We start from the raw sequence: 20,191 nt of genomic DNA on the forward strand, positions 1-20,191 counted from the left end.
GGCCCGTGTTTACCGGTCTCAGGCCATCGACTCCGTCGCGACTCCCTTACGTCCGCCCTTCACCCAGATGGATGAGCCCGGTTTCGCGGCCTCGCGGCGGAGTTGCCACAGCGTGCCCCGGCAGATCGACTCCTTGACGGCGGCTGCCACCCGTCCGGCGAGGAACATATTCACGGGTGTGTCGTCGCGCCGGGCGGCCTGGATGATCGCGCCGCGACGGCCCAGACTGACGCATGAGCCGACGAACGCCTGGTCGATCGGGTCGGGAAGGCGGCCGGAGATCCGGCTCGACACGGTATCGGCCGCCTGGGCTCCCAACGGGATCGCGGCCTGGCAGCTCATGCGCAGCGGCTGACCCGACGGTGCGGCGGCATCGCCCGCGGCGATCACCCGGTCGTCGTCGACGCTGGTCAGGGTTTCGTCGGTGCGCAGCCGCCCGAGCGCGTCGGTGCTGAGTCCGCTGACCCGGGCCAATTCGGGGACACCGAAGCCGGCCGTCCAGATGGTCACCGGGCTTGCCAGTACCGTGTTGTCGTCGAGTACCACGGCGTCGGAACGTACTTCGGCGACCACCGCGGTTTCCTGTACCTCGACGCCCAGTCGCGCGAGGCGTTTGGCCACCGAACGGCGGCCGGGTGCGCTGAGAGCCGGCCCGAGGACGCCGCCGCAGAGGAGGCGGACCGGGCGGCCGCGTTCGGCCAGTTCGGTGGCCGTTTCGAGTCCGGTGAGACCGGCGCCCACCACCGTGATCGGGGTGCCGGACGGAAGCCCGTCGAGCGTTTCGCGTACGCGGTGCGCATGTTCCAATTCCGCCAGGGGATAGGCGTGTTCGGATACGCCGGGTACCTGTGACGTCGTCGCGGCGGTGCTGCCCACGGCGTAGACGAGATAGTCGTAGGGCAGTTCCGCACCGGATGCCAGTTCGATCGTGCGGCCGGCGGTGTCGATACGCGCGGCCGTGTCGACGACCAGCCGGACACCGTCACCGAGTAGTGAGCTGTATTCGGCGGTCGCGGTACCGGTACCGGCGACGAGTTGGTGCAGCCGGATACGTTCGACGAATTCCGTGCGCGGGTTCACCAGGGTGATATCGATATCCGCGCGGCGGCGCAGGCGGTTGACAGCCAGGGTTCCGGCGTAGCCGCCGCCGAGGACAACTACCTGGGTGCGCTGCTGGTCGGGCATGGCGTCTCCATCCGGTCGGGTTCTACTGTGGAGACGATATGGGGGAGCCGATCGTGACGGGATGTGACGCGTGTCATCGCGCACGGCCCGGAGACAGATGCCGGTCCGCCGCGCTAACCGGCGCCGATACCTGGTTCTGCACGGTGGGCCGTGGTGAAGCGGGGCCGCCCGGGTGACAGCTTCCTCGGGCCGCGGCGGTCATACCAGCCGGTGCTCGACGATCGAAGTGGTGAAATCGGCGCCGTTCAGTTCGAGGTAGAGCTGTCGCTCGGTGACCGAGATCGTGGCGGTATTGCGTCGTTCGAGGGCGGCGGCCGCGGTATCGACGAAACCGCGGTCCAGGCTGTAGAGCGGGATGGTCTCGGCGCGATGGATTCGTTTGCCGGTCAGCGACGCCAGCACTTTGGCGGGGTCGCGGTGGGTGTAGATCGCGGCGCGGCCGGTGAGTTTGCTCCCGCGATGGATACGCTCGGCGTCGGGCGCGCCGACCTCGATCCAGGCGGTGAGGCGTCCGGTGAGATCGCGGACCAGTACCGCGGGTTCGTCGGTCGAGGACACGCCGCCGTCGCTGAACGCGATCCCCTCCTCGTATTCGAGGCAATAGGCAAGCAGTCGGGTGAACAGGAATTCCGCTGTCTCCGACGGGTGCCGGGCCAGGCGCAGATCCAACTCCTCGTACACGCCGCGATCGACGTCGGAGAGTTGGAGAGTAAAGGTGTGCAGAGTCGCGCCGATAGCCATAGCGGGCCAGCCTACGGCGACCGGACTCGGCAGGGATGCGCAGAGGGGAGTGGTCGCCGTACCCGCAGCCGGGGAAGGGGACCACATGCGCCGTTGTGCCGGTAGCCCGGCACAGGTTCTACTCAGCGGGTGAATGTTCAACCACCGCTGCAGCCGGCCGGTCCGGGTCCGATTCTCGATGCCAGAGCCATCTTGAGCGGCGCTGTCGATATGCGCACTTACCCGCACAAGTATCTCGTCGTCTGCTCGCAGCCGAGTCAGGGCGGGGGGTGGTCGGATATGACCATGGTCGACTACCAGGGCACCCTTTCGGCGCTCACCGCGAGCATCGAATGGCTGGACGAGCATTTCGGCTGGGAACCGGTGAACATATTCACCCGGCAGGTGGAACAGTGGTTCATCTACCACGCCCTGCTCCGCCGTCCCGATCCGCGCCGCCAGGCCTGAACATCACCGGGCCCACCAGTCATCGTTTACGAAAGGGAACTGACATGATTGCACCGTCGCCAGGGTTGTCGACCCGGCGCCGGCGGGGCCGTAATTGCCAACCTACCCTTGCTGTTCCGGTCCTGACGGGCTGGGCAAATTACCGCCGCACCAAGTGGTGACGCCTGGGAAATGGCTCGTCCATCTGGCCGGGCGAATAAGCGAGGCTGCGCAGCAGGGGTATGGCGACCTGGCGAAACGTGCGCACACGATTCCTGGGACCATGCGCGCGGGGGATTCCGAGTTCCAGCAAGCTGATCGGCCGGATTTGCCCGATCCTGGCCTGGCGGATAAATCTCGGCAATACGGTATCGGCCCCCGAGTCGCAGGCGACGGCACCTTCGCACCGGGAATGCGTTCCCGGACGGCGCAACCCGTCGATCGGACGCTGGCCGATCTGGCTTCTGATGTCTATATGCCGAACCGTTCCGACCCCATCGACGGATTCGTCCGGCTCGACCGTGCCGAATTGGAAAGAGCCGGTATCCCACCGGAAACGCTGAACGATCAATCGAGCGGACTGACCAGTGCGCTGTATCGGGACGACGCGGGACGATATGTATTGGCGTTCGCGGGCACCTACCGGACCAGCTTTCGCAGTTGGAAAACGAATATTGTCCAGGGCATGGGAAGACCGGCCCGCCAGTATGTTCTGGCCGGCCGCCTGGGCAAACTGGCCCGTGCCGCATTCGGCAACGATCTGGTGATCACCGGTCACTCCCTCGGGGGCGGGCTGGCGACCACAGCGGCGCTCAAATCGGGTGCGCCGGCGGTGACCTTCAACCCCGCCGGGCTGTCGGATCAGACGATCCGTGGTCTCCGTCTCGACCCCGCGGCAGCGCAGGAGTATGCCGCGGCCGGGAATGTTCGCACCTATGTGGTCGCCGGTGACCCGTTGACGGCACTACAGGATGCCCGCCAGATGCATCGTGTGACGATCGGCGGGCTCGCAGTCGGGGCCCTGGGGACTTCGCTGGGTGGCGTGATGGGCAGTGCGATCGGCGGACTGACCGGCGGTGCGGCCGGGAGTGCGACCGGGAAGTTCGTCGGGGCCTCCCTCGGTGCGGCGATCGTCGGCGCTGCCGGGGCGGCCGGTACCACAGGCGGTCTTGCCCAGGTGCGGCCCGCGCTCGGTGCCAGAATTGATCTGCCCGATCCGCTGTCCGCCGAGGGCTCCGGTCGGATGAAGCGCGCGCTCGACCTCCACCAGATGTCCGGCGTGCGCCGCGCGCTCGACCTGACGCAACCGTGGTCGAATCAATCCGGAAATTGAGCTTCCGGGGCAAACCCCGGATCGAAGGGAAGGCCGGCGATGGCAACACCGTTCGACGGAACCGAAAGCGAATCCGCCGCCGTGGCAATTGCGGCCCGGGATGACATACGCCTGGCCGCGGCCCTGGCGTCCGGTACCGAACCGGATGCTGTCGGTGCCGAAGGGATCACCCTGCTGCACTGGGCGGTAGTGAACCGGGCGGATGCCGCGTGCGCCGTGCTGCTGGCTGCCGGCGCCGACCCGCTCCGGCCGGACGGTGACGGTGACACCCCGCTCCACCTGGCGGCCACGGCCGCCGCCCGCGCATGCCTGACAATACTTCTCGATCATCGCGCCGACCCTGATGTGACCAACCCGTACAACGGCCGCACGCCCCTGCTGGAGGCGGTATTTCACCAGCGCCACTCGAATACGCGTGCTCTGCTCGCCGCCGCCGCGAACCCCGATATAGCCGACCGCGCCGGTGAGACGCCATTGCATATCGCCGCCGAACTCGACGAGCACGACATCGTCCTCGACCTGCTGCGGGCCGGCGCCGACCCCACGGCCAGGAATGCACAGGGCGCCACCTTCCAGCGCTACCTGTTCATGACTCCCGCCATGCTGCGCCCCGCCGCCGCCCGCCGAGCGCTCGAAGAGATCACGGCCTGGCTTGCCGGCAACGGTGTCCCTCTGGAGTCGCCCTGACCAGCACCGTCGAGGTCGTCACCGACAGCGCGGTGGATCCGGCCGCAGGGCCGGATCCACCGCCGTTTCGGTGGGGAGCCGCTCAGCCGAGGCTGAAGGGCTGGCCCCAGACGCGCATTTCGGAGATGCCCTGATCGGTGGTCACCTCGACCCGCACGAACGAGCGGGCCTGGGCGTAGCCACCGCAGCCGTTGAGACCGATGGTGGTATCGGTCCAGGTCACCGAGCCGTTGGGGCCGGTGAACTTGTTGGCGAACTGGTGGCCCTCGTTGCCGTAGACGTCCGGCTTCTCGATATCGAGGAGCAGGAACGAGGTGGCCTGGCCGGGACCCAGGGTCAGGTTGCCGCCGGTGCTCAGGTTGGCGGAGGGCTTCTCACCCGCGAAGTCGGAGCTCGCGCCGGCACCACCGTTGGCGCCGCCACCGCTGATATCGACCTGGCAGCCCACGACATAACCGGGGGTGATCTTGGTGCCCTTGTGCTCGCCGTGCACCTCGACCTGCGCGCTGGCCGAGACCCACGCGTTGCGGTGCAGCGGGGTCGAGCCCATGGACGGGTTGATCGTCGCCGATTCGTTGGCGATACGCGCGGTGACCGCGAGCCCGTTGGGCAGGGTGTGGGTGATCTCGCCACCGGGCAGCGGGACGAAGGTATCGGCGTTGGCGGCGCCGGTCGAGAACAGGCCGACGGCGGCGGCGGAGGCCGCGGCGAGGCTCGCGATCCGCACGGCACTCTTTTTCACTACAGACATGACATTTTCCCTCTCGGAAGAGATATTCCGTTCAGCGACGGATTGATCGACCAGTGATGACGTGCGTCAGCCGATGCTGAACGGAGCTCCGTACAGGGTGGTCTTCGAGTAGTGGTCACCGATGATCTCGACCACCGAGTAGGACCGGGCCTGGGCGTATCCGCCGCAGCCCTCGATCTGCATTTCGACATCCTTGTAGTCGACCCAGTACGGGCCGGGCTTGGTGATATCGACGCCCTCGACGTTGACGAACTTCACTTCGCCCGGGCCGAGTTTCACGCTCAGGGAACCGCTGCCTCCGACGGTGGAGGTGCTGAGGCTACCCGCGATACCGGCCTGGAAGGCGTTCTCGGCAATGCTGACCTGGCACCCGACGATATAGCCGGTGCTGACCCGGGATGACCCGTGAGTCGAGGAGTTGTTCGTGCCCGGTTCGTTGGTCGGGCCCTTGTAGGGGCCCGGCTTGCCTTCGGGGGTCGCGGTGACATCCGCGAAGATTTGGCCGGACAGCCATGCCACGCGGCCGGCCCCGTTGGCCGACATCGACGGCGAGATGAGTGCGCTCTCGTTGACGCGGCTCAGTTTCACGCCGGGAGCGACTTTTTCGCCGCCCGGCAGCGGTACGAATGTGTCCGCGCTCGCCGTTCCACCGGCTAGGCCGAGTACCGCCGCCGTCATCGCCGCGGTGGCAGCAATCCCTTTGATATTCATCGTATGTCCCTCATGATCTTGCGGATTGCCGCCGGACGCGGCCGTAGCAGCGGAGCCGGCGGATACGGCAGCCCGAAGTCCCGGAACGGACTGCGCGTGAAACGCAGGGCCTTGTTTCCGGGTGCTGCCCAATCGCAGGTGAATCCGGTGGGTACGGAAAGCCCACCGTTGTGTCGGATCGTCGTTCCTGGGCGATCAGGTGACGAAGTGCTGCGCCATCAATCCCTCATCCCTGTATATCTACTTGCGGCCCGGCCGGGTGTGGCAGCGGGCCCCGCGCCGCGACGGCGACAGGTGCGGGAGGCGGCAGTACTGCCAGGCAGCGGAATGCGCATCCCGTCATCCTTTCGCGGTGTCGGCACAGTCTGTTGCTAGCCTGTTCGGGTTAGGTTAGCCTGCGCTCACTATAAAGGTTTGTTAACGAATTTTGTGAGCTACGACCGTGACGTATCTCATATGCGCCGGAAAGGGACGGATTCGATGCACATTTCATGTAGCACCGCCTCATGACGGCCGGTTCGTCCTATGAATACCACACCCGCGTGTCGATGCGCAGGTGGTTGGGATGGTTACTTGCGGCCGGTTTCCTGATTCTGGCCTGCGTACTCAGCCTGGTCGTGGGTGTGAAGAACATTCCGATCTCGGAAATCATTAGTGCGCTGTGGCAGCCCGGCGGATCTCCGGATGACCTGATCATCAGCGAATACCGACTGCCCCGTACCCTTCTCGGCCTGCTCGCGGGCAGTGCGCTCGGGATCGCGGGATGCCTTATGCAGGGGTTGACGCGCAACCCCCTGGCCGACCCGGGCCTGCTCGGGGTGAATGCCGGTGCGGCGTTCGCCATCGCGGTCGCGGTGGCCTATCTGGGCGCCAGCGGTATCGCGTCCTATGTCTGGTTCGGTTTCGCGGGCGCGGCGGTAGTGTCGGTGGTGGTGTACCGGCTGGGGACCGTCGGTCGCGGTGGCACCGATCCGATCCGTCTCACCCTGGCCGGCGTCGCGGTGACCGCCGTGCTCACCGGTGTCACCAAGGGGCTGATCCTGCTGAACGCGAGCGCCTTCGACGAGATGCGGCAGTGGGACGCGGGAGCGCTGACCGGCCGCGGCTACGACGTTCTCGCCGGTGCGACTCCTTTCATCGTCGCGGGCATAGTTTTCGCGGCCATCGCTGCCCGTTCCTTGAATGCCGTGGCCCTCGGTGACGATATGGCCCGCGCGCTTGGCGTACATGTGACACGGACCCGCGCGTTCACCGCCCTCGCTCTCATCCTGCTGTGCGGTACGGCGACTGCCGCGGTCGGGCCGATCACCTTCGTGGGTCTGGCGGTACCGCATATCGCGCGGTGGATCGTCGGCCCCGACTATCGCTGGATTGTCGCGTACTCGCTGGTCCTGGCGCCCGCGCTGGTGCTGTTCGCCGATGTTCTCGGCCGGGTCGCCATTCCGCCCGACGAACTGTCGGCGGGTGTGGTCACCGCGTTCCTCGGTGCACCGGTGCTCATCTGGCTCGCCCGTCGTGCGGAGATGAGGGAGTCGTGACCACGCTGCGTAAAAGGTCCCGGATCGGAACCCCGGCGACCATCGATTTCGGCCGTACGGTCCGGGTGCTGCGCGTCCGCGGGCTCACCGCCCGGTTCGGTGTGCGCAGTGTCGTGGTGTCGGTCGTCCTGCTCGTGGCGGCCTGTGTCGTGGCGTTGCTGGCGCTCGGTACCGGTGATTTCCCGATACCGGCGGATCGGGTGCTGCGGGCGTTGTTCGGCAACGGGGCCGGGAGCGATGAGCTCGTGGTGCTGGAATGGCGGGCGCCGCGGGTGCTGATGGCGCTGGTACTGGGCGCGGCGCTCGGGATCAGCGGTGCGATCCTGCAGTCGGTGACCCGTAACCCGCTCGGGAGTCCGGATATCGTCGGTTTCAACTCGGGCGCGTATACGGGTGCGCTGCTGGTCATACTGGCCGGCGGCGGGTACTACGCCACGGCGGCGGGCGCGGTCGGCGGCGGGCTCGTCACCGCGCTGGCGATCTTCGCGCTCGCGTTCCGGCAGAACGTCAAGGGATTCCGGCTGATCATCGTGGGTATCGGTATCAGCGCCATGCTGGCCGCGGTGAACACCTGGCTCATCCTGCGCGCCGATCTCGACGCCGCCATGTCGGCCGCCGCCTGGGGGGTCGGCACGCTGGACGGACTGACCTGGGCGGAGATCACCCCGGCGCTGGTCGTTCTCGCCGTTCTCGCGATCGCGGTGGTGCCCGCGGCACATCAGCTACAGATTCTGGAACTGGGCGACGACGCCGCGCAGGCGCTGGGCGTGCGGGTGGGGCGGGCGCGGGTGGTGCTCACGGTCCTGAGCGTCGCGTTCACCGCTGTCGGTACGGCCGTCGCGGGACCTATCGCCTTCGTCGCCCTGGCTGCCCCGCAGCTGGGCAGGCGGTTGGCCCGGACCCCGACCACCGCGCTGCTGCCGGCCGCGGCGATGGGCGCACTGTTGCTGACGGTCTGTGACTGGATCTCGCGCCGGATATTCGCGCCGACCACGCTGCCGGTCGGTGTGGTGACGGCATCGATCGGTGGCGCGTATCTGGCCTATCTGCTGGTAGCCGAGGCTCGACGGAACTGAGGAATCTCGTGGAAGAAAAACTGGAGCGCAGCGAAACTGCGCAGCAGACCGTCGTATCGGAACCCGGCGCGGACGTCCGGCTGCGGGCCGACCGGTTGCGGCTGGGCTACCGGAACCGGGTCATCAGTGACGAACTGACCGTCGATATCCCGGACGGCACCTTCACCGTCATCATCGGCCCGAACGCCTGCGGTAAATCGACCCTGTTGCGAGCACTCTCCCGGTTGCTGGCACCCGAATCCGGTTCGGTACTGCTGGACGGTAAGGCGATCGGTTCCTATCCGGCCAAGGAGGTGGCCCGCCGGATCGGGCTGCTACCGCAGACCTCGACCGCGCCGGAAGGGATCCGGGTGGCCGATCTGGTGGCCCGGGGGCGGTATCCGCACCAGTCGCTGATCCGGCAGTGGTCGCGCCACGACGAGGAGGCCGTGGCCGCGGCGATGGACGCCACCGGGGTATCCGATCTGTCCGGGCGGCTGGTCGACGAACTGTCCGGCGGCCAGCGGCAGCGGGTGTGGATCGCGATGGTGCTCGCCCAGGAGACCCCGATCGTGCTGCTGGACGAGCCGACCACCTTTCTCGATATCGCCCACCAGATCCAGTTACTGGACCTGTGCCGCGAACTGAACCGGGATACCGGGCGGACGGTGGTCGCCGTCCTGCACGACCTGAACCACGCTTTCCGTTATGCCGATCACCTGATCGCCATGCGCGACGGCGCTGTCGTCGCGGCCGGCGCACCGCGTGAGATCGTCACCGCGGAACTGGTGCAGAAGGTGTTCGACCTGGGCTGTCGGGTGATCGACGATCCGGAAACGGGTTCGCCGCTGGTGGTTCCGCTGGGTGCGAACGCGGTCCGGGTGAGCTGAACGCCGGACGGGAGCACTAGGTCTTACTACAATCAAGATGTTTTACTTTAGTAAAGGTTAGGCTAACCTCAACTGTGGTCGTGTGTTGTGCCGCGCGGTTCCACCGAACGGCACAACACACGGAAGTGGTTCACAGCGAAGGGAGTTGCCGTGCCGGCGGCAGTGCAGAACACGTCGATGATCAGCGGTCCAGGACTACCGCTCACCGGCCCCCAGCTGGGAATCTGGAATGCGCAGCAGTTCGATCCGGAATCCGGCCGCTACCTGGTCGGCGAGGTGCTCGAGATCTCCGGCGACGAGCCCATCGACGTAGACCTGCTGGCCGAGGCCATCCGCCTGACTGTCGCCGACGCCGAGAACATGCGGCTGCGGTTCCGCGATACCGATGCGGGCCCTCGGCAATTCGTCAGCAACGAACCCGCGGTCCTGCAACCGGCGATCGATCTGCGAGGCGCGGCGGAGCCGGTCGCCTTCGCGCACGAGGCCGTGGCGCTCGAACGACATCACGCGGCGCAGCGGTGCCGGGGCATGGTGGACCGGCGCCTGTACAACTACACCCTGATCCGGCTCACCGACCGCGAAGTCTGGTGTGTGCAGCTGTACCACCACCTGATCGTCGACGGATACAGCGCGGCGCTGTTGTCGCGCCGCGTCGCCGCGCACTACACCGCGCTACGGCGGGGAAACGAACCGCCGAAGGCGACTTTCGGCAGTATCGCCGATCTGGTGGCCGACGAGCAGGCCTATCGCGAGAGCGAACATTTCACCGACGATCAGCGCTACTGGCGCGAACAGCTCAGCCCCGCACCGACGCTGGACGGTCGGGGAACGGCGGTCGGCGGCGAAGTGGAGCGGACCATCCGGGCCGACGCGATCCTGCCGGTCGCCACCCTCGACCGGCTGCGTTCCGTTACCGAGCGCTACCGGATCACCTGGGCGGACGGGCTCATCGCCTGCTACGCCGCCTATCTGCAGCGGTTGCTCGGCACCTCCGATGTGGTGCTGTCGATGCTGATGATGGGGCGCGTCGGCCGGGTCGCGCTCAGTACCCCCGCGATGGCGGTCAACGTGCTGCCGCTGCGGTTGACCGTGCACGCGCACGAGACCGTCGGCGAGCTGGGCGTGCGGGTCGCGGAGACGCTGAAGGAGATGCGCAAGCACCAGCGCTACAGCGGCGCCGATCTCGCGCGCGACCTGAGTGGATTCGGTGCGGGCGAACTGCTGCACGGTATCGGGATCAACCTGAAGGTTTTCGATTTCGCACTGGATTTCGACGGCGCCAAGGGTGTGCTGCGCAATGTGGCGGGCGGGCCGCCGGAAGATCTCGGCCTGGTGGTGACACCGCTACCCGATAAATCCGTACTGCTGAATTTCGAATGTGACGCGCGGACCAATGATCCGGAGACCGCCTACCGGCGCACCGCGGGGCTGGTCCGGGTCATAGAGGCGTTCACCGAACTGGACAAGGTGCAGGTCGGCTCGCTGGAGTTGATCGAGAGCGCGGAACGGGACCGGCTGCTGGCGCAACGATCCGGTGGCGCGGCCGCGACCGGGATCGAACTGATTCCGGCCGCGCTGGACCGCATGGTCACCGAGAATGCCGCCGATACCGTTCTGGTCGCCGGCGATCAGCGCTACACCGGTGCCGAACTCGGTGACCGGGTGCACCGGCTGGCCCGGTACCTCGGCGACCAGGGGGTGCGCACCGGAGATCTGGTGGGTGTCGCACTGCCGCGGACCGCGGATCTGGTGGTGGCGCTGCTGGCCGTATGGCGTGCGGGCGCGACCTATCTGCCGCTCGATCCGGAGCATCCCGTACCGCGGCTGCGCACGATGATCGACGATGCGGCGCCGGCCCTCGTGCTCACCGACAACACGCTGGTGGCCGAATTGGCTTGCCGCGCGGTCGCGCTCGACGACGAGCAGGTCCGGACCACGCTGCGCGAGCTCCCGGCCGGCCCGCCCGCACCGGGTGGCATCGTGCGCGGCGACCATCCGGCCTACGTGCTGTACACCTCGGGATCCACCGGAACCCCCAAGGGCGTGGTGATCGACCATGCCGCCCTCGCGCAACTGGTCGCCGGACATCGGTCGGGGATCTACGCCGAAACCGTGGAACGGGCCGGCGGTCGCCGGCTGGCGATCGCGCACACCACCTCGTTCGCCTTCGACGCGGCGCTGGACCCCCTGCTGTGGTTGCTCGACGGGCACCGGATCCACCTGTACGACAGTGAGATCCGCCGCGATCCCGCGGCACTGGTGGCAGCCTTCGGCACGGACGGCATCGAGGTCGTCGACGGCACTCCGACGCTGGCCGCCGCGCTGTTCGCGCACGGCCTGGCACAGGTCGCGCCGCGGCTGCTGGTACTCGGTGGTGAGGCCTGCCCGCCGGACCTGTGGCAGCAGGTGCAGACCGCCGGGGTCACCGCGGTCAACCTGTACGGCCCGACCGAGGCCACGGTCGACGCCATCGGCGCACCCATCCGCGGGACCGATCCCCATATCGGCGTCCCGCTGCCCGGTGTGCGGGCCTACCTGCTGGACAACGGGTTACAGGCCGTCGCGGACGGGCAGCCCGGGGAGTTGTACCTGGCGGGCGGCGGTATCGCCCAGGGCTACCTCGGGCGGCCCGGATTCAGTGCGCAGAGCTTCGTCGCCGACCCGTTCGGCCCGCCGGGATCGCGGATGTACCGCACCGGTGATCTGGCGCGCTGGGTGCCCGGGAAGGGGTACTTCTATTCGGGGCGGGCCGACGCCCAGGTCAAGATTCGCGGGCATCGGATCGAAATCGGTGAGGTGGAGGCCGCGTTGAGCGGTCTGCCCGAGATCGCGGCGGCGGCCGCCGATATCCGTGACCTCGCCGGCCGGCCGAGCCTGATCGGGTACGTGGTCGCCACCGAGGACACCGCGGTCGAGGCGACGGACCGGTCCCCGGATCTGGGCACCCGGTTGCGCAACCGGCTGGCCGAACTGGTGCCCGACCCGATGGTGCCCACCCGGATCGTCGTGCTCGGCGAATTGCCGTGGACGGTCAACGGCAAGGTGGACCGTCCCGCGCTACCGGACCCGGTGGAGTCCACCGGAGGTCGTGCGCCGGCGACACCGGCCGAACACGCTGTCGGTGAAGTGGTGGCCGAACTGCTCGGCCGCGACAGCGTCGATATCGACGACGATTTCTTCGGTGCCGGTGGCGACAGCATCACCGCGATCGGCGTCTGCGGCAGGTTGCGGGAGCGCGGTCTCGTACTGGCGCCGCAGGATCTGCTGACCCGCCGCAGTCTCGGTGATCTGGCCGCGGCGGCCGAACCCGTGGCGGCCGCGGCGAGTACCGGACCCGCCCCGCTGCCGCGCGCCGATTCCGTATCGATCGTCCTGCCGCCGCGCAACGTCGACGAACTGGCCGCCGTGCACGGGCCGATCGCCGATGTGCTTCCGCTGTCACCGTTACAGGAAGGCCTGCTGTTCCACGCGCTGCGTGACGGCGCCGCCGATGTCTACACGCTGACAGCCCGCTTCGAACTGTCCGGCCCGGTGGACCCCGGCCGGTTGGCGGCGGCGTTCACGGAAGTGCTGCGCCGGCACCCGAACCTGGGTGCCGCCTTCCACTACGACCAGGTGGATCAGCCGGTTCAGGTGATCCCGCGGACGCCCCGGGTCGCGTGGCGGGTCGAGGATCTGCGTAACCGGCCGGATGCCGCGGCGGGCGCCCTGGAGCTGGAAACCGCGGCGGGGGAGGAACTTTTCGATATCGGCGACCCGCCGCTGCTGCGGGCGCTGCTCATCCGGCTCTCCGATACCGTGCATCGGCTGGTGCTCACCGCCCATCACCTGCTGGCCGACGGCTGGTCGGTGCCGATCGTGCTGCGCGAGATGCTCGCGCTATACCACGGCGAACAGCTGGATGAACCCGGTTATTACGGAACCTATCTCGCCTGGCTCGCCGCCCGCGACAGCGTCGCCGAAACCCGGCGCTGGGGTGCATATCTGGCAGGACTCGAGGCGCCGAGCCTGATCGGTGCGCCCGGTCCGCGGTCGGCCTCGGTGGGATTGCAGGTACCGCTGGCCGAGGCGACCGCGGACGCGCTCGAAGCCTTCGGCCGGGCCCACGGGCTGACGATGAACACCCTGCTGCAGGGCGCGTGGTCGATGGTGCTGGCCGAACAGCTCGGCCGGACCGATGTCGTTTTCGGGGCGGTGGTCTCGGGCCGGCCGGCCGATCTGCCCGGTGTGGGCGGGATGGTCGGGTTGTTCAGCAATACCGTCCCGGTGCGGATGACCCTCGACACCGGAACTCCGGTGGTCGAGCAGTTCGCCGGATTCCAGCGGACGACGCTCGAACTGCAGAACCAGGGGTACCTGGGGCTGGCCACGGTGGAACGGGCGGCGGGGGTCGGACGGCTCTTCGACACCCTTGTCGTCTACGAGAACTTCCCGAAAACCGGTGTGGCGCCCAAGGATTCGCACGATATCGGTGTCGCCGACGTCGCCGTGCACAGCCTCACGCACTACCCGGTGACCGTGACGGCGCTACCCGGCGACCGGTTCCGGCTCATGCTGCACTACGCCCCCGGCGCGGTCGATGAGGCACCCGCGCGGCGGATGGCGGCGCGACTGGGTGCAGTGCTCACCGCGCTGGTGGACGATCCGTCGGTGACCGTGGGCGCGGTACTCGAGAGCACCCGGCACCCGGACAGTCACGGTGCGACGCTGGCCTCGTGGCGATCGGCGGTGGAGATCGATCCGACGGCCCCGGCCCTCACCGCCGAGGGCGAGACGATCAGCTATCGCGAGTTCGGCGAACGCGCCGATCGCCTTGCCCGCTGGCTGGTTTCGCAGCGGATCGGTCCCGAGACGGTGGTCGTCGTCGCGATGCGGCGCTGCGCCGATGCGGTGATCGCGGCGCATGCGATCAGCCGATCCGGTGGTGTCTACCTCCCGGTGGACCCGGGCCAGCCCGCCGAACGTCTCGATACGATCCTCACCACCGCCGCTCCGGCGCTGGTGCTCACCACGAGCGCCGACGGTTTCGCGACCGAGCGAGCACCCGTGGTCGCCACGGACACCCTGGACTTGGCGGGCTTCGCCGCCGGCGCGCTCACCGATGCGGAACGGATCGCGCCGCTGCGGCCGGACAATGCCGCCTATCTGTTGTTCACGTCGGGATCCACCGGTGTGCCCAAGGGCGTCACGGTGACGCACGAGGCCATCATCAACACCTTCGCCTGGCTGCAGGAACAGCACCGGTTCGGCGCGGGCGACACGATGCTGTACCGCACGCCCGCGACCTTCGACGCCTCGCTGCTGGAGATCTACCTGCCGCTGCTGGTGGGCGCCCGGATCGTGCTGGCCCGGCCGAACGGTCACCGCGACCCCTACTACCAGGCGCAATTGATGGCCGACGAGCGGGTGACCGCCGTCCAGATGACCTCCTCCATGCTCACCACCATGGCCGAGGAGAGCGATCTGTCCGGATGTTCCGCGCTACGTTGCGTTTTCACCGGCGGTGAACCGCTGCCGTCCACCACCGCGCAGCGCCTCCGGGAGGCGACCGGTACCAAGGTGAACAACCTGTACGGACCCACCGAGGCCGCGGTCTGCATCACCTACCACGTCACCGACGACACCGATATCGAAACCGTCCCGATCGGCCGCCCGCCCGGCGGCGCGGGAGTGCGGGTGCTCGACGAGCGGCTGCGGCCGGTGTCGTTCGGCACCGTCGGCGAGCTCTACCTGACCGGTGTGCAGCTGGCCCGCGGATACCTGCACGAACCGGCCCGGACGGCGCGGACCTTCGTCGCCGATCCCGCGGGCAGCGGTGAACTCATGTACCGCACCGGTGATCTGGTGCGCTGGGGCGCGAACAGCGAACTGGACTATATCGGCCGCACCGACAGCCAGGTGAAGCTGCGCGGGCAGCGCATCGAACTCGGCGATATCGAATCGGCCGTGCTGCGCCGCCCCGAGATCGCGCAGGCCGCCGTGATCCTGCGCGAGGATATTCCGGGAGATCAACGGCTGGTCGCCTATCTGCGGGCACGTTCGGGCGCCACGGTGGACACCGACGCGGTCCGGACGGCGCTGCGCGAAACGCTGCCCTCCTACATGATTCCCGCGGCCTTCGTGGAGCTGGACGAGATCCCGATGACCGTCAGCGACAAACTGGATCGCAAGGCGCTGCCCGTCCCGGAGTACCCGGTGGACGTGGCGGCGGACCCGGCGCCGGCCGCGGTGGCCGAGCCCGGAACCGCTGGGGCGCCGGCGGTAGGCGGTCCGGTGGCCGAGGCGATGGCCGCGGTGCTCGGTGTGGCGGCGATCGGGCCGGACGACGATTTCTTCGCCGCGGGCGGGCATTCGCTCACCGCGGTGCGGCTGGTCGGGCGGTTGCGCCGTGCCGGATACGAGGTCGTGGTCGACGATGTCTTCGACGCGCCGACCGTTCGCGCGCTCACGGCGCGAATCGACGGTATCGACCTGCCCGCCGAAACCCGTTCTCCCGATGAGATTTCCGAATCGGGGGAGACGGTGCCGGAGGAGATCGCCATGCTGGGCCGGCGCCTCGACCATGTGCTGCGGTTGCGCGACCGCGGTTCGGCCGAACCGCTGTTCTGTGTGCATCCGGTGGGCGGTACCGCGTGGCAGTTCGCCCCGCTGGCCCGGCGGCTGCGCGCCGACCGGCCGTTGATCGGCCTGCAGCTGCCCGCCCTGCGCGGTGCGGATTCCGGTGCCGCGACCATCGGCGAACTGGCCGCCCGGTACGTGGCCACTGTGCGCGAAATCCAGCCCGAGGGCCCGTATCACCTGCTGGGTTATTCGCTCGGCGGCAATATCGTGCACGCCATGGCGGCCGCGCTCACGGCCGCCGGTGCGGAAGTCGCGTTTGTCGGGCTGGTCGATTCCCATCCGCTGGCCAACCTCGCCGAACAGGCGACCCAGGCACTCGCCGACCCGGCCCGGCTGGACGGGTTGCTGCCGGAACTTCCCGAGGACGCGCCAGATCTGGCCGCGCTCATCCGGGGCGCCGCGGGTGAACTGCTGCGCATGGTCACCAATTCCGATACGCCGCGATACTCCGGCCCGATGGCGCTCTACGCCGCCGACCCGGGCGAGGAGGACGACGCGCCACGGGTCGCCGCCCAGCTCGCCGGCTGGCGCGGCGCCGGAGCGCGGATCACTCCGCGCCGGTTGCCCTACAGCCACTTCGGGATCGTCGCCGAGGACGGGTGGGCCGAGGTCGCCGCGCTGCTCGATACCGTTCCGGCACTGCGGACGTGACCCGTGCGGACCGGCTCCGAGACTCTGCCGCGGCACCATCCGGTGCCCCGGTGGTTCGAGAAAGAAAGTGATACACCTATGTCGCTGTTATCCCACAGCCGCTTCGCGGCCTGGCTACGTGCCGTAGTCGGTCTGTTCGTCGCGGTCGTCGCGGTCGCGGGCTGTAGCTCCTCGGCCGAGCCCACCGCCGAATCCGGGACCCGGCCGATCCAGACCCAGAAGGGCACCGTGGAGGTACCCGCGAACCCGCAGCGGGTCGTGGTGCTCAACGGTGCGCTCGGCGGCTATCTCTATGACCTGGGCGTTCCGGTGGCCGCGGCGGACACCCGGGTTCTGGGAGTCACCGACCGCAGCGGGAAATTCCCCCCGACCTGGTCGGAGGACGCGACGAAACAGGGCACTCAGGTGGTGCCGATCGGGCAGAGCGTGAACGTGGAGTTCGTCGCCTCGATGCAGCCCGATCTGATCATCGGTGGCGGCCAGGGTTTCCCCGCCAAACAGTCGGTCGACGCCTACGACCAGCTCAGCGCCATCGCGCCCACCGTGCTGATCCCCGGTGACGTCACCGGCTGGCAGGATCAGCTGAAGCTGCTCGCCGATGTGGTCGGCAAGGGTGACAAGGCCGGTGAACTGATCACCGCGTACGAGGATCGCCTCCAGCAGGTGAAGGACCAGATCAAGGCTCCCGAACAGCAGATCGGGTTCTTCCAGTCCGCCGCCGACAATCAGCCGAAGATGATCCTGCCGAACGCCGCCCTGCCGACGCTGCTCGCCGAGCTGGGTTTCAAGGCCGACGACAAGGTGGTGGCCAAGGCCGGTAACCCGGATATCAACGCCTCCGCGGACTGGTTCAATTTCAGCCCGGAACTGCTGACCAAGGTCGTTGACCAGCCCGTGGTGATGGTGGTTCCGCTCAGCGGTGCCAAGAGCGCGGCCGATCTCGCCAAGGATCCGATGTTCGCCCAGCTGCCCGCGTTCAAGGCCAAGAAGGTCTATGAACTGCCGGCCACCAGCTACCGCCCGGACTACCGCGGCGTGATGAGCACCCTCGACGTGATCTCGGAGCAGTTCAAGTGATGAGCACCGCCGGCCTCCTCATCGATATCTCCCCGTTGCGGGAGAGCCGGCGGTTCCGCTGTGCCTTCGGCGCGCGATTGGTCTCCGTACTCGGTATCGGGCTGCTCATGGTGGCCCTGCCGGTGCAGGTGTACGACATCACCGGGTCGAGCCTGCACGTGGCCGGAGTATCGACCACGATGGCGGTCGCGCTGTTCGTCGGAAGCCTGGCGGGTGGGGTGATCGCCGACCGGTTCGACCGGCGCACGGTGATGCAGTGGTCGCGCACCGCGGCCGGGCTGGCGTTCCTGGCCCTGGGCCTCAACGCGCTGCTGTCCAGCCCGATCCTTCCGGTGATCTACGCCGCCGGCGTCGTGGACGGGCTGTCGGGCGGGATCAGCGGGTCGGCGATGATGGCGCTGGTGCCGATGCTGGTCGAGCGCTCGAAGATGCCCGCGGCGGGAGCACTGATAACCCTGACCTCGGATCTGGGCACCATGATCACCCCGGCCATCGCCGGTGTGCTGATCGCCCAGATCGGGGTCTCTTTCGCGTTCTTCGCCGCCGCGGCGGCGACCGTGGCGACGGTGGGACTGATCCGGGCCATCGGGTCCGCTCCGCCGCCGGCCCGCGATTTGCGCAACCCGCTGGTGGAATTGGGGCAGGGGATCGGATTCGCGGTGCGCCACCGCATCATCCGCGCGGTGCTGGTGAGCGGTCTGCTCGCCATGCTGGTCAGCGGACCGCTGGTGCTGCTGCCGGCCTTCGCGGACCAGGCCCTGCACGCCGGTCCGGCGACGCTGGGCCTGCTCTATGCCGCACCGGGTGTCGGCGCCGTCCTCGGATCGCTGACCAGTGGCTGGATCGGCCGCACTCCGCGCAACGGCCTGGCGCTGCTGGGCTCGCTGGCGCTCATGCCGCTGGGCCTGATCATGGCCGGTGTGTGGCCGCAGATCGCGTGGAGTTTCCTCGGGCTCGCGGCCTTCGGTGTCGCCCGGGCGGTGAACAACATCCTGCGCTACGCGGTCCTGCAGCAGCATTCGCCGGAGGATATGCGCGGGCGGTTGTCGAGTCTGCAACTGGTGCAGTCGGTGACCGGTACGGCGATCGGTTCCATGGCGGCCGGTGTGATCGGCGGGCTCGTGGAACCTGGTGCCGCCCTGGTGGTCTACGGCGGTGCCGTGCTGGTGCTGCTGGTGCCGGCCCTGCTGTTCATGGCACCGCTGGCCCGGCTCACCGGGGGCGGCAAACCCACCGGGCCACCGGTGAAACCGCCGGTCCAGGCCACCGGAATCGCGGACAAGGGAAAGGACGGGGTGTGATGGATCGCGGCGCGTACCGTGAGCGGATCGCCGAGGTGATGGCCGGTTCACACGGGGCCAAGGTCGGATATCCGATCGAGTTGCGGAAACTGGAGGTGATCCGCTCCGAACAGGTGGGGTCGGGTCTGCTCCGGATCACCTTCGGCGGCCCGGAACTCGACGGGTTCCACAGCTATGTGCCCGACGAACACGTCCGGGTGGTCTTCCCGGATACCGACGGCACCCTGCGGCTACCGGTGAAGGACGGACTCTCGCTGGAATGGCCCGCACCGCGGCCCATCTCGCGGGAGTACACGGTGCGTCGCTACGACGCCGCCGCGGGCGAACTCGATATCGAATTCGCCCTGCATCCCGGCGGACTCGCCTCGGACTGGGCGCTGGCCGTCGCACCGGGAGACCAGATCCATATCGCCGGTCCGCCCGGCGGCGTGGTGGTGCCCACCAGCTACGACAACTACCTGTTCGCGGGGGATATCACCGCCTTGCCCGCGATCGCCCGATGGCTGGAATGGCTCCCGCGCGAAACCACAGGCTGGGCGTTCGTCGAGGTCACCGACGCGACCCAGGAGATCGAACTGGACGCGCCCGCCGGGATCGAGGTCCGGTGGCTGCACCGGGGCGACGCCGCGCCGGGTACCGGGGATCTGCTGGAGAAGGCTGTCCGCACGGTCACCCTGCCCGACGGGCAGAACGTGTACGCGTGGGTGGCCGGTGAGGCCGGGCAGTTGCGCCCGATCCGTAAATGGATCCGGAGCGAACTCGGTGTCGGGTCCAAGGACTGCCTGATCGCGGGCTATTGGAAACACGGCATCGCGAATTTCGACGGCGAAGAATAACGAGAGGACAGACCATGACGAACGACGCAGCGGCCGTGGCCGACCGTGACCGCTTCATCCAGGACGTCGCCGAGGTGATGGGCGTTCCGGTCGAAGAATTGTCCACCGATACCAATCTGCTCGACGCGGGGCTCGATTCGGTGCGCATCATGCAGTTGGTGGAGAAATGGCGGTCGGAAGGTCATGAGACCGTCGATCCGATGCTGCTGGCCGGGGACCCCGTTCTGGAGTCCTGGCTGGAGGTGCTGTGCCCGTGACCGGGCGCCGCGAACCGCGCCGGACGCGCGGTGGGGGGGCCCCGCGGGGGGGAGGGGGGGGGGGCCCCCGCCCGGCCGCCGCGCCGATACCGGCGGGGCGGGGTTAAGACCCCCGGGGAGGGGGAATAAGC

General features: G+C 68.3%; 15 protein-coding genes. 11 read left to right on the forward strand and 4 right to left on the reverse strand.

What is annotated here, in order from left to right; all coding sequences use genetic code 11:
- Positions 1-18: 18 nt before the first annotated feature.
- Positions 19-1,185 carry an FAD-dependent oxidoreductase gene (locus tag ABZ827_RS27355; RefSeq protein ID WP_357242473.1) on the reverse strand — a complete coding sequence of 389 codons (1,167 nt, stop codon included), beginning with the start codon at positions 1,183-1,185 and terminating at the stop codon, positions 19-21.
- Between the two features lie 198 nt (positions 1,186-1,383).
- Positions 1,384-1,926, reverse strand: coding sequence for a YaeQ family protein (locus tag ABZ827_RS27360; RefSeq protein ID WP_357242475.1), 543 nt, complete (start codon positions 1,924-1,926; stop codon positions 1,384-1,386).
- A 129-nt stretch (positions 1,927-2,055) separates the two neighbouring features.
- Between ABZ827_RS27360 and ABZ827_RS27365 the strand changes: the two genes are divergently transcribed.
- The 3 genes from ABZ827_RS27365 (at position 2,056) to ABZ827_RS27375 (ending at position 4,372) form a co-directional block, all read left to right on the forward strand.
- Positions 2,056-2,373 carry a hypothetical protein gene (locus ABZ827_RS27365; RefSeq protein WP_357242478.1) on the forward strand — a complete coding sequence of 106 codons (318 nt, stop codon included), beginning with the start codon at positions 2,056-2,058 and terminating at the stop codon, positions 2,371-2,373.
- A gap of 391 nt (positions 2,374-2,764) precedes the next feature.
- Complete coding sequence (locus ABZ827_RS27370) at positions 2,765-3,685, forward strand: hypothetical protein (protein WP_357242481.1); 921 nt, start codon at positions 2,765-2,767, stop codon at positions 3,683-3,685.
- A 39-nt stretch (positions 3,686-3,724) separates the two neighbouring features.
- On the forward strand, positions 3,725-4,372 hold the full coding sequence (locus tag ABZ827_RS27375; protein ID WP_357242484.1) for an ankyrin repeat domain-containing protein: 648 nt from the start codon (positions 3,725-3,727) through the stop codon (positions 4,370-4,372).
- A gap of 82 nt (positions 4,373-4,454) precedes the next feature.
- Here the strand turns inward: ABZ827_RS27375 and ABZ827_RS27380 are convergent, their stop codons facing one another.
- Both ABZ827_RS27380 and ABZ827_RS27385 read right to left on the reverse strand, forming a co-directional pair.
- On the reverse strand, positions 4,455-5,123 hold the full coding sequence (locus ABZ827_RS27380) for an MspA family porin (RefSeq protein ID WP_357242487.1): 669 nt from the start codon (positions 5,121-5,123) through the stop codon (positions 4,455-4,457).
- A gap of 66 nt (positions 5,124-5,189) precedes the next feature.
- Entirely contained in the window at positions 5,190-5,834 is a 645-nt protein-coding gene (locus ABZ827_RS27385) for an MspA family porin (protein ID WP_357242490.1), read from the reverse strand.
- 506 nt (positions 5,835-6,340) lie between these two features.
- Between ABZ827_RS27385 and ABZ827_RS27390 the strand changes: the two genes are divergently transcribed.
- The 8 genes from ABZ827_RS27390 to ABZ827_RS27425 all read left to right on the forward strand — a co-directional run bounded on the left by ABZ827_RS27390 (position 6,341) and on the right by ABZ827_RS27425 (position 20,060).
- Positions 6,341-7,372, forward strand: coding sequence for an iron chelate uptake ABC transporter family permease subunit (locus ABZ827_RS27390; protein ID WP_357242492.1), 1,032 nt, complete (start codon positions 6,341-6,343; stop codon positions 7,370-7,372).
- Complete coding sequence (locus ABZ827_RS27395; protein ID WP_357242495.1) at positions 7,369-8,448, forward strand: iron chelate uptake ABC transporter family permease subunit; 1,080 nt, start codon at positions 7,369-7,371, stop codon at positions 8,446-8,448. Before ABZ827_RS27390 ends, ABZ827_RS27395 begins: the two co-directional genes overlap by 4 nt.
- Before the next feature lie 20 nt (positions 8,449-8,468).
- Entirely contained in the window at positions 8,469-9,317 is an 849-nt protein-coding gene (locus ABZ827_RS27400; protein ID WP_357242526.1) for an ABC transporter ATP-binding protein, read from the forward strand.
- Positions 9,318-9,467: 150 nt separating this feature from the next.
- Positions 9,468-16,589, forward strand: coding sequence for an amino acid adenylation domain-containing protein (locus tag ABZ827_RS27405; protein ID WP_357242498.1), 7,122 nt, complete (start codon positions 9,468-9,470; stop codon positions 16,587-16,589).
- A 78-nt stretch (positions 16,590-16,667) separates the two neighbouring features.
- A complete protein-coding gene (locus ABZ827_RS27410) occupies positions 16,668-17,666 on the forward strand; it encodes an ABC transporter substrate-binding protein (protein ID WP_357242501.1) in 999 nt (332 codons plus the stop codon).
- Positions 17,666-18,967 carry an enterobactin transporter EntS gene (gene entS, locus ABZ827_RS27415; protein WP_357242504.1) on the forward strand — a complete coding sequence of 434 codons (1,302 nt, stop codon included), beginning with the start codon at positions 17,666-17,668 and terminating at the stop codon, positions 18,965-18,967. Before ABZ827_RS27410 ends, entS begins: the two co-directional genes overlap by 1 nt.
- The gene (locus ABZ827_RS27420) at positions 18,967-19,803 is read left to right on the forward strand and encodes a siderophore-interacting protein (protein ID WP_357242529.1); all 837 of its coding nucleotides are present in this window, start codon (positions 18,967-18,969) and stop codon (positions 19,801-19,803) included. Before entS ends, ABZ827_RS27420 begins: the two co-directional genes overlap by 1 nt.
- Before the next feature lie 14 nt (positions 19,804-19,817).
- Complete coding sequence (locus tag ABZ827_RS27425; RefSeq protein WP_357242507.1) at positions 19,818-20,060, forward strand: phosphopantetheine-binding protein; 243 nt, start codon at positions 19,818-19,820, stop codon at positions 20,058-20,060.
- Positions 20,061-20,191 lie beyond the last annotated feature (131 nt).

The sequence above is a fragment of the Nocardia sp. NPDC019395 genome (genome assembly GCF_040632335.1).
Taxonomy (GTDB): Bacteria; Actinomycetota; Actinomycetes; order Mycobacteriales; family Mycobacteriaceae; genus Nocardia.

What these genes read in the sequence shown, in the direction of transcription:
- ABZ827_RS27355 (WP_357242473.1), bottom strand. Translation starts at nt 1,185, where the DNA reads ATGCCCGACCAGCAGCGCACCCAGGTAGTTGTCCTCGGCGGCGGCTAC.
- ABZ827_RS27360 (WP_357242475.1), bottom strand. Translation starts at nt 1,926, where the DNA reads ATGGCTATCGGCGCGACTCTGCACACCTTTACTCTCCAACTCTCCGAC.
- ABZ827_RS27370 (WP_357242481.1), top strand. Translation starts at nt 2,765, where the DNA reads ATGCGTTCCCGGACGGCGCAACCCGTCGATCGGACGCTGGCCGATCTG.
- ABZ827_RS27375 (WP_357242484.1), top strand. Translation starts at nt 3,725, where the DNA reads ATGGCAACACCGTTCGACGGAACCGAAAGCGAATCCGCCGCCGTGGCA.
- ABZ827_RS27380 (WP_357242487.1), bottom strand. Translation starts at nt 5,123, where the DNA reads ATGTCTGTAGTGAAAAAGAGTGCCGTGCGGATCGCGAGCCTCGCCGCG.
- ABZ827_RS27385 (WP_357242490.1), bottom strand. Translation starts at nt 5,834, where the DNA reads ATGAATATCAAAGGGATTGCTGCCACCGCGGCGATGACGGCGGCGGTA.
- ABZ827_RS27390 (WP_357242492.1), top strand. Translation starts at nt 6,341, where the DNA reads ATGACGGCCGGTTCGTCCTATGAATACCACACCCGCGTGTCGATGCGC.
- ABZ827_RS27410 (WP_357242501.1), top strand. Translation starts at nt 16,668, where the DNA reads ATGTCGCTGTTATCCCACAGCCGCTTCGCGGCCTGGCTACGTGCCGTA.
- entS (WP_357242504.1), top strand. Translation starts at nt 17,666, where the DNA reads ATGAGCACCGCCGGCCTCCTCATCGATATCTCCCCGTTGCGGGAGAGC.
- ABZ827_RS27420 (WP_357242529.1), top strand. Translation starts at nt 18,967, where the DNA reads ATGGATCGCGGCGCGTACCGTGAGCGGATCGCCGAGGTGATGGCCGGT.
- ABZ827_RS27425 (WP_357242507.1), top strand. Translation starts at nt 19,818, where the DNA reads ATGACGAACGACGCAGCGGCCGTGGCCGACCGTGACCGCTTCATCCAG.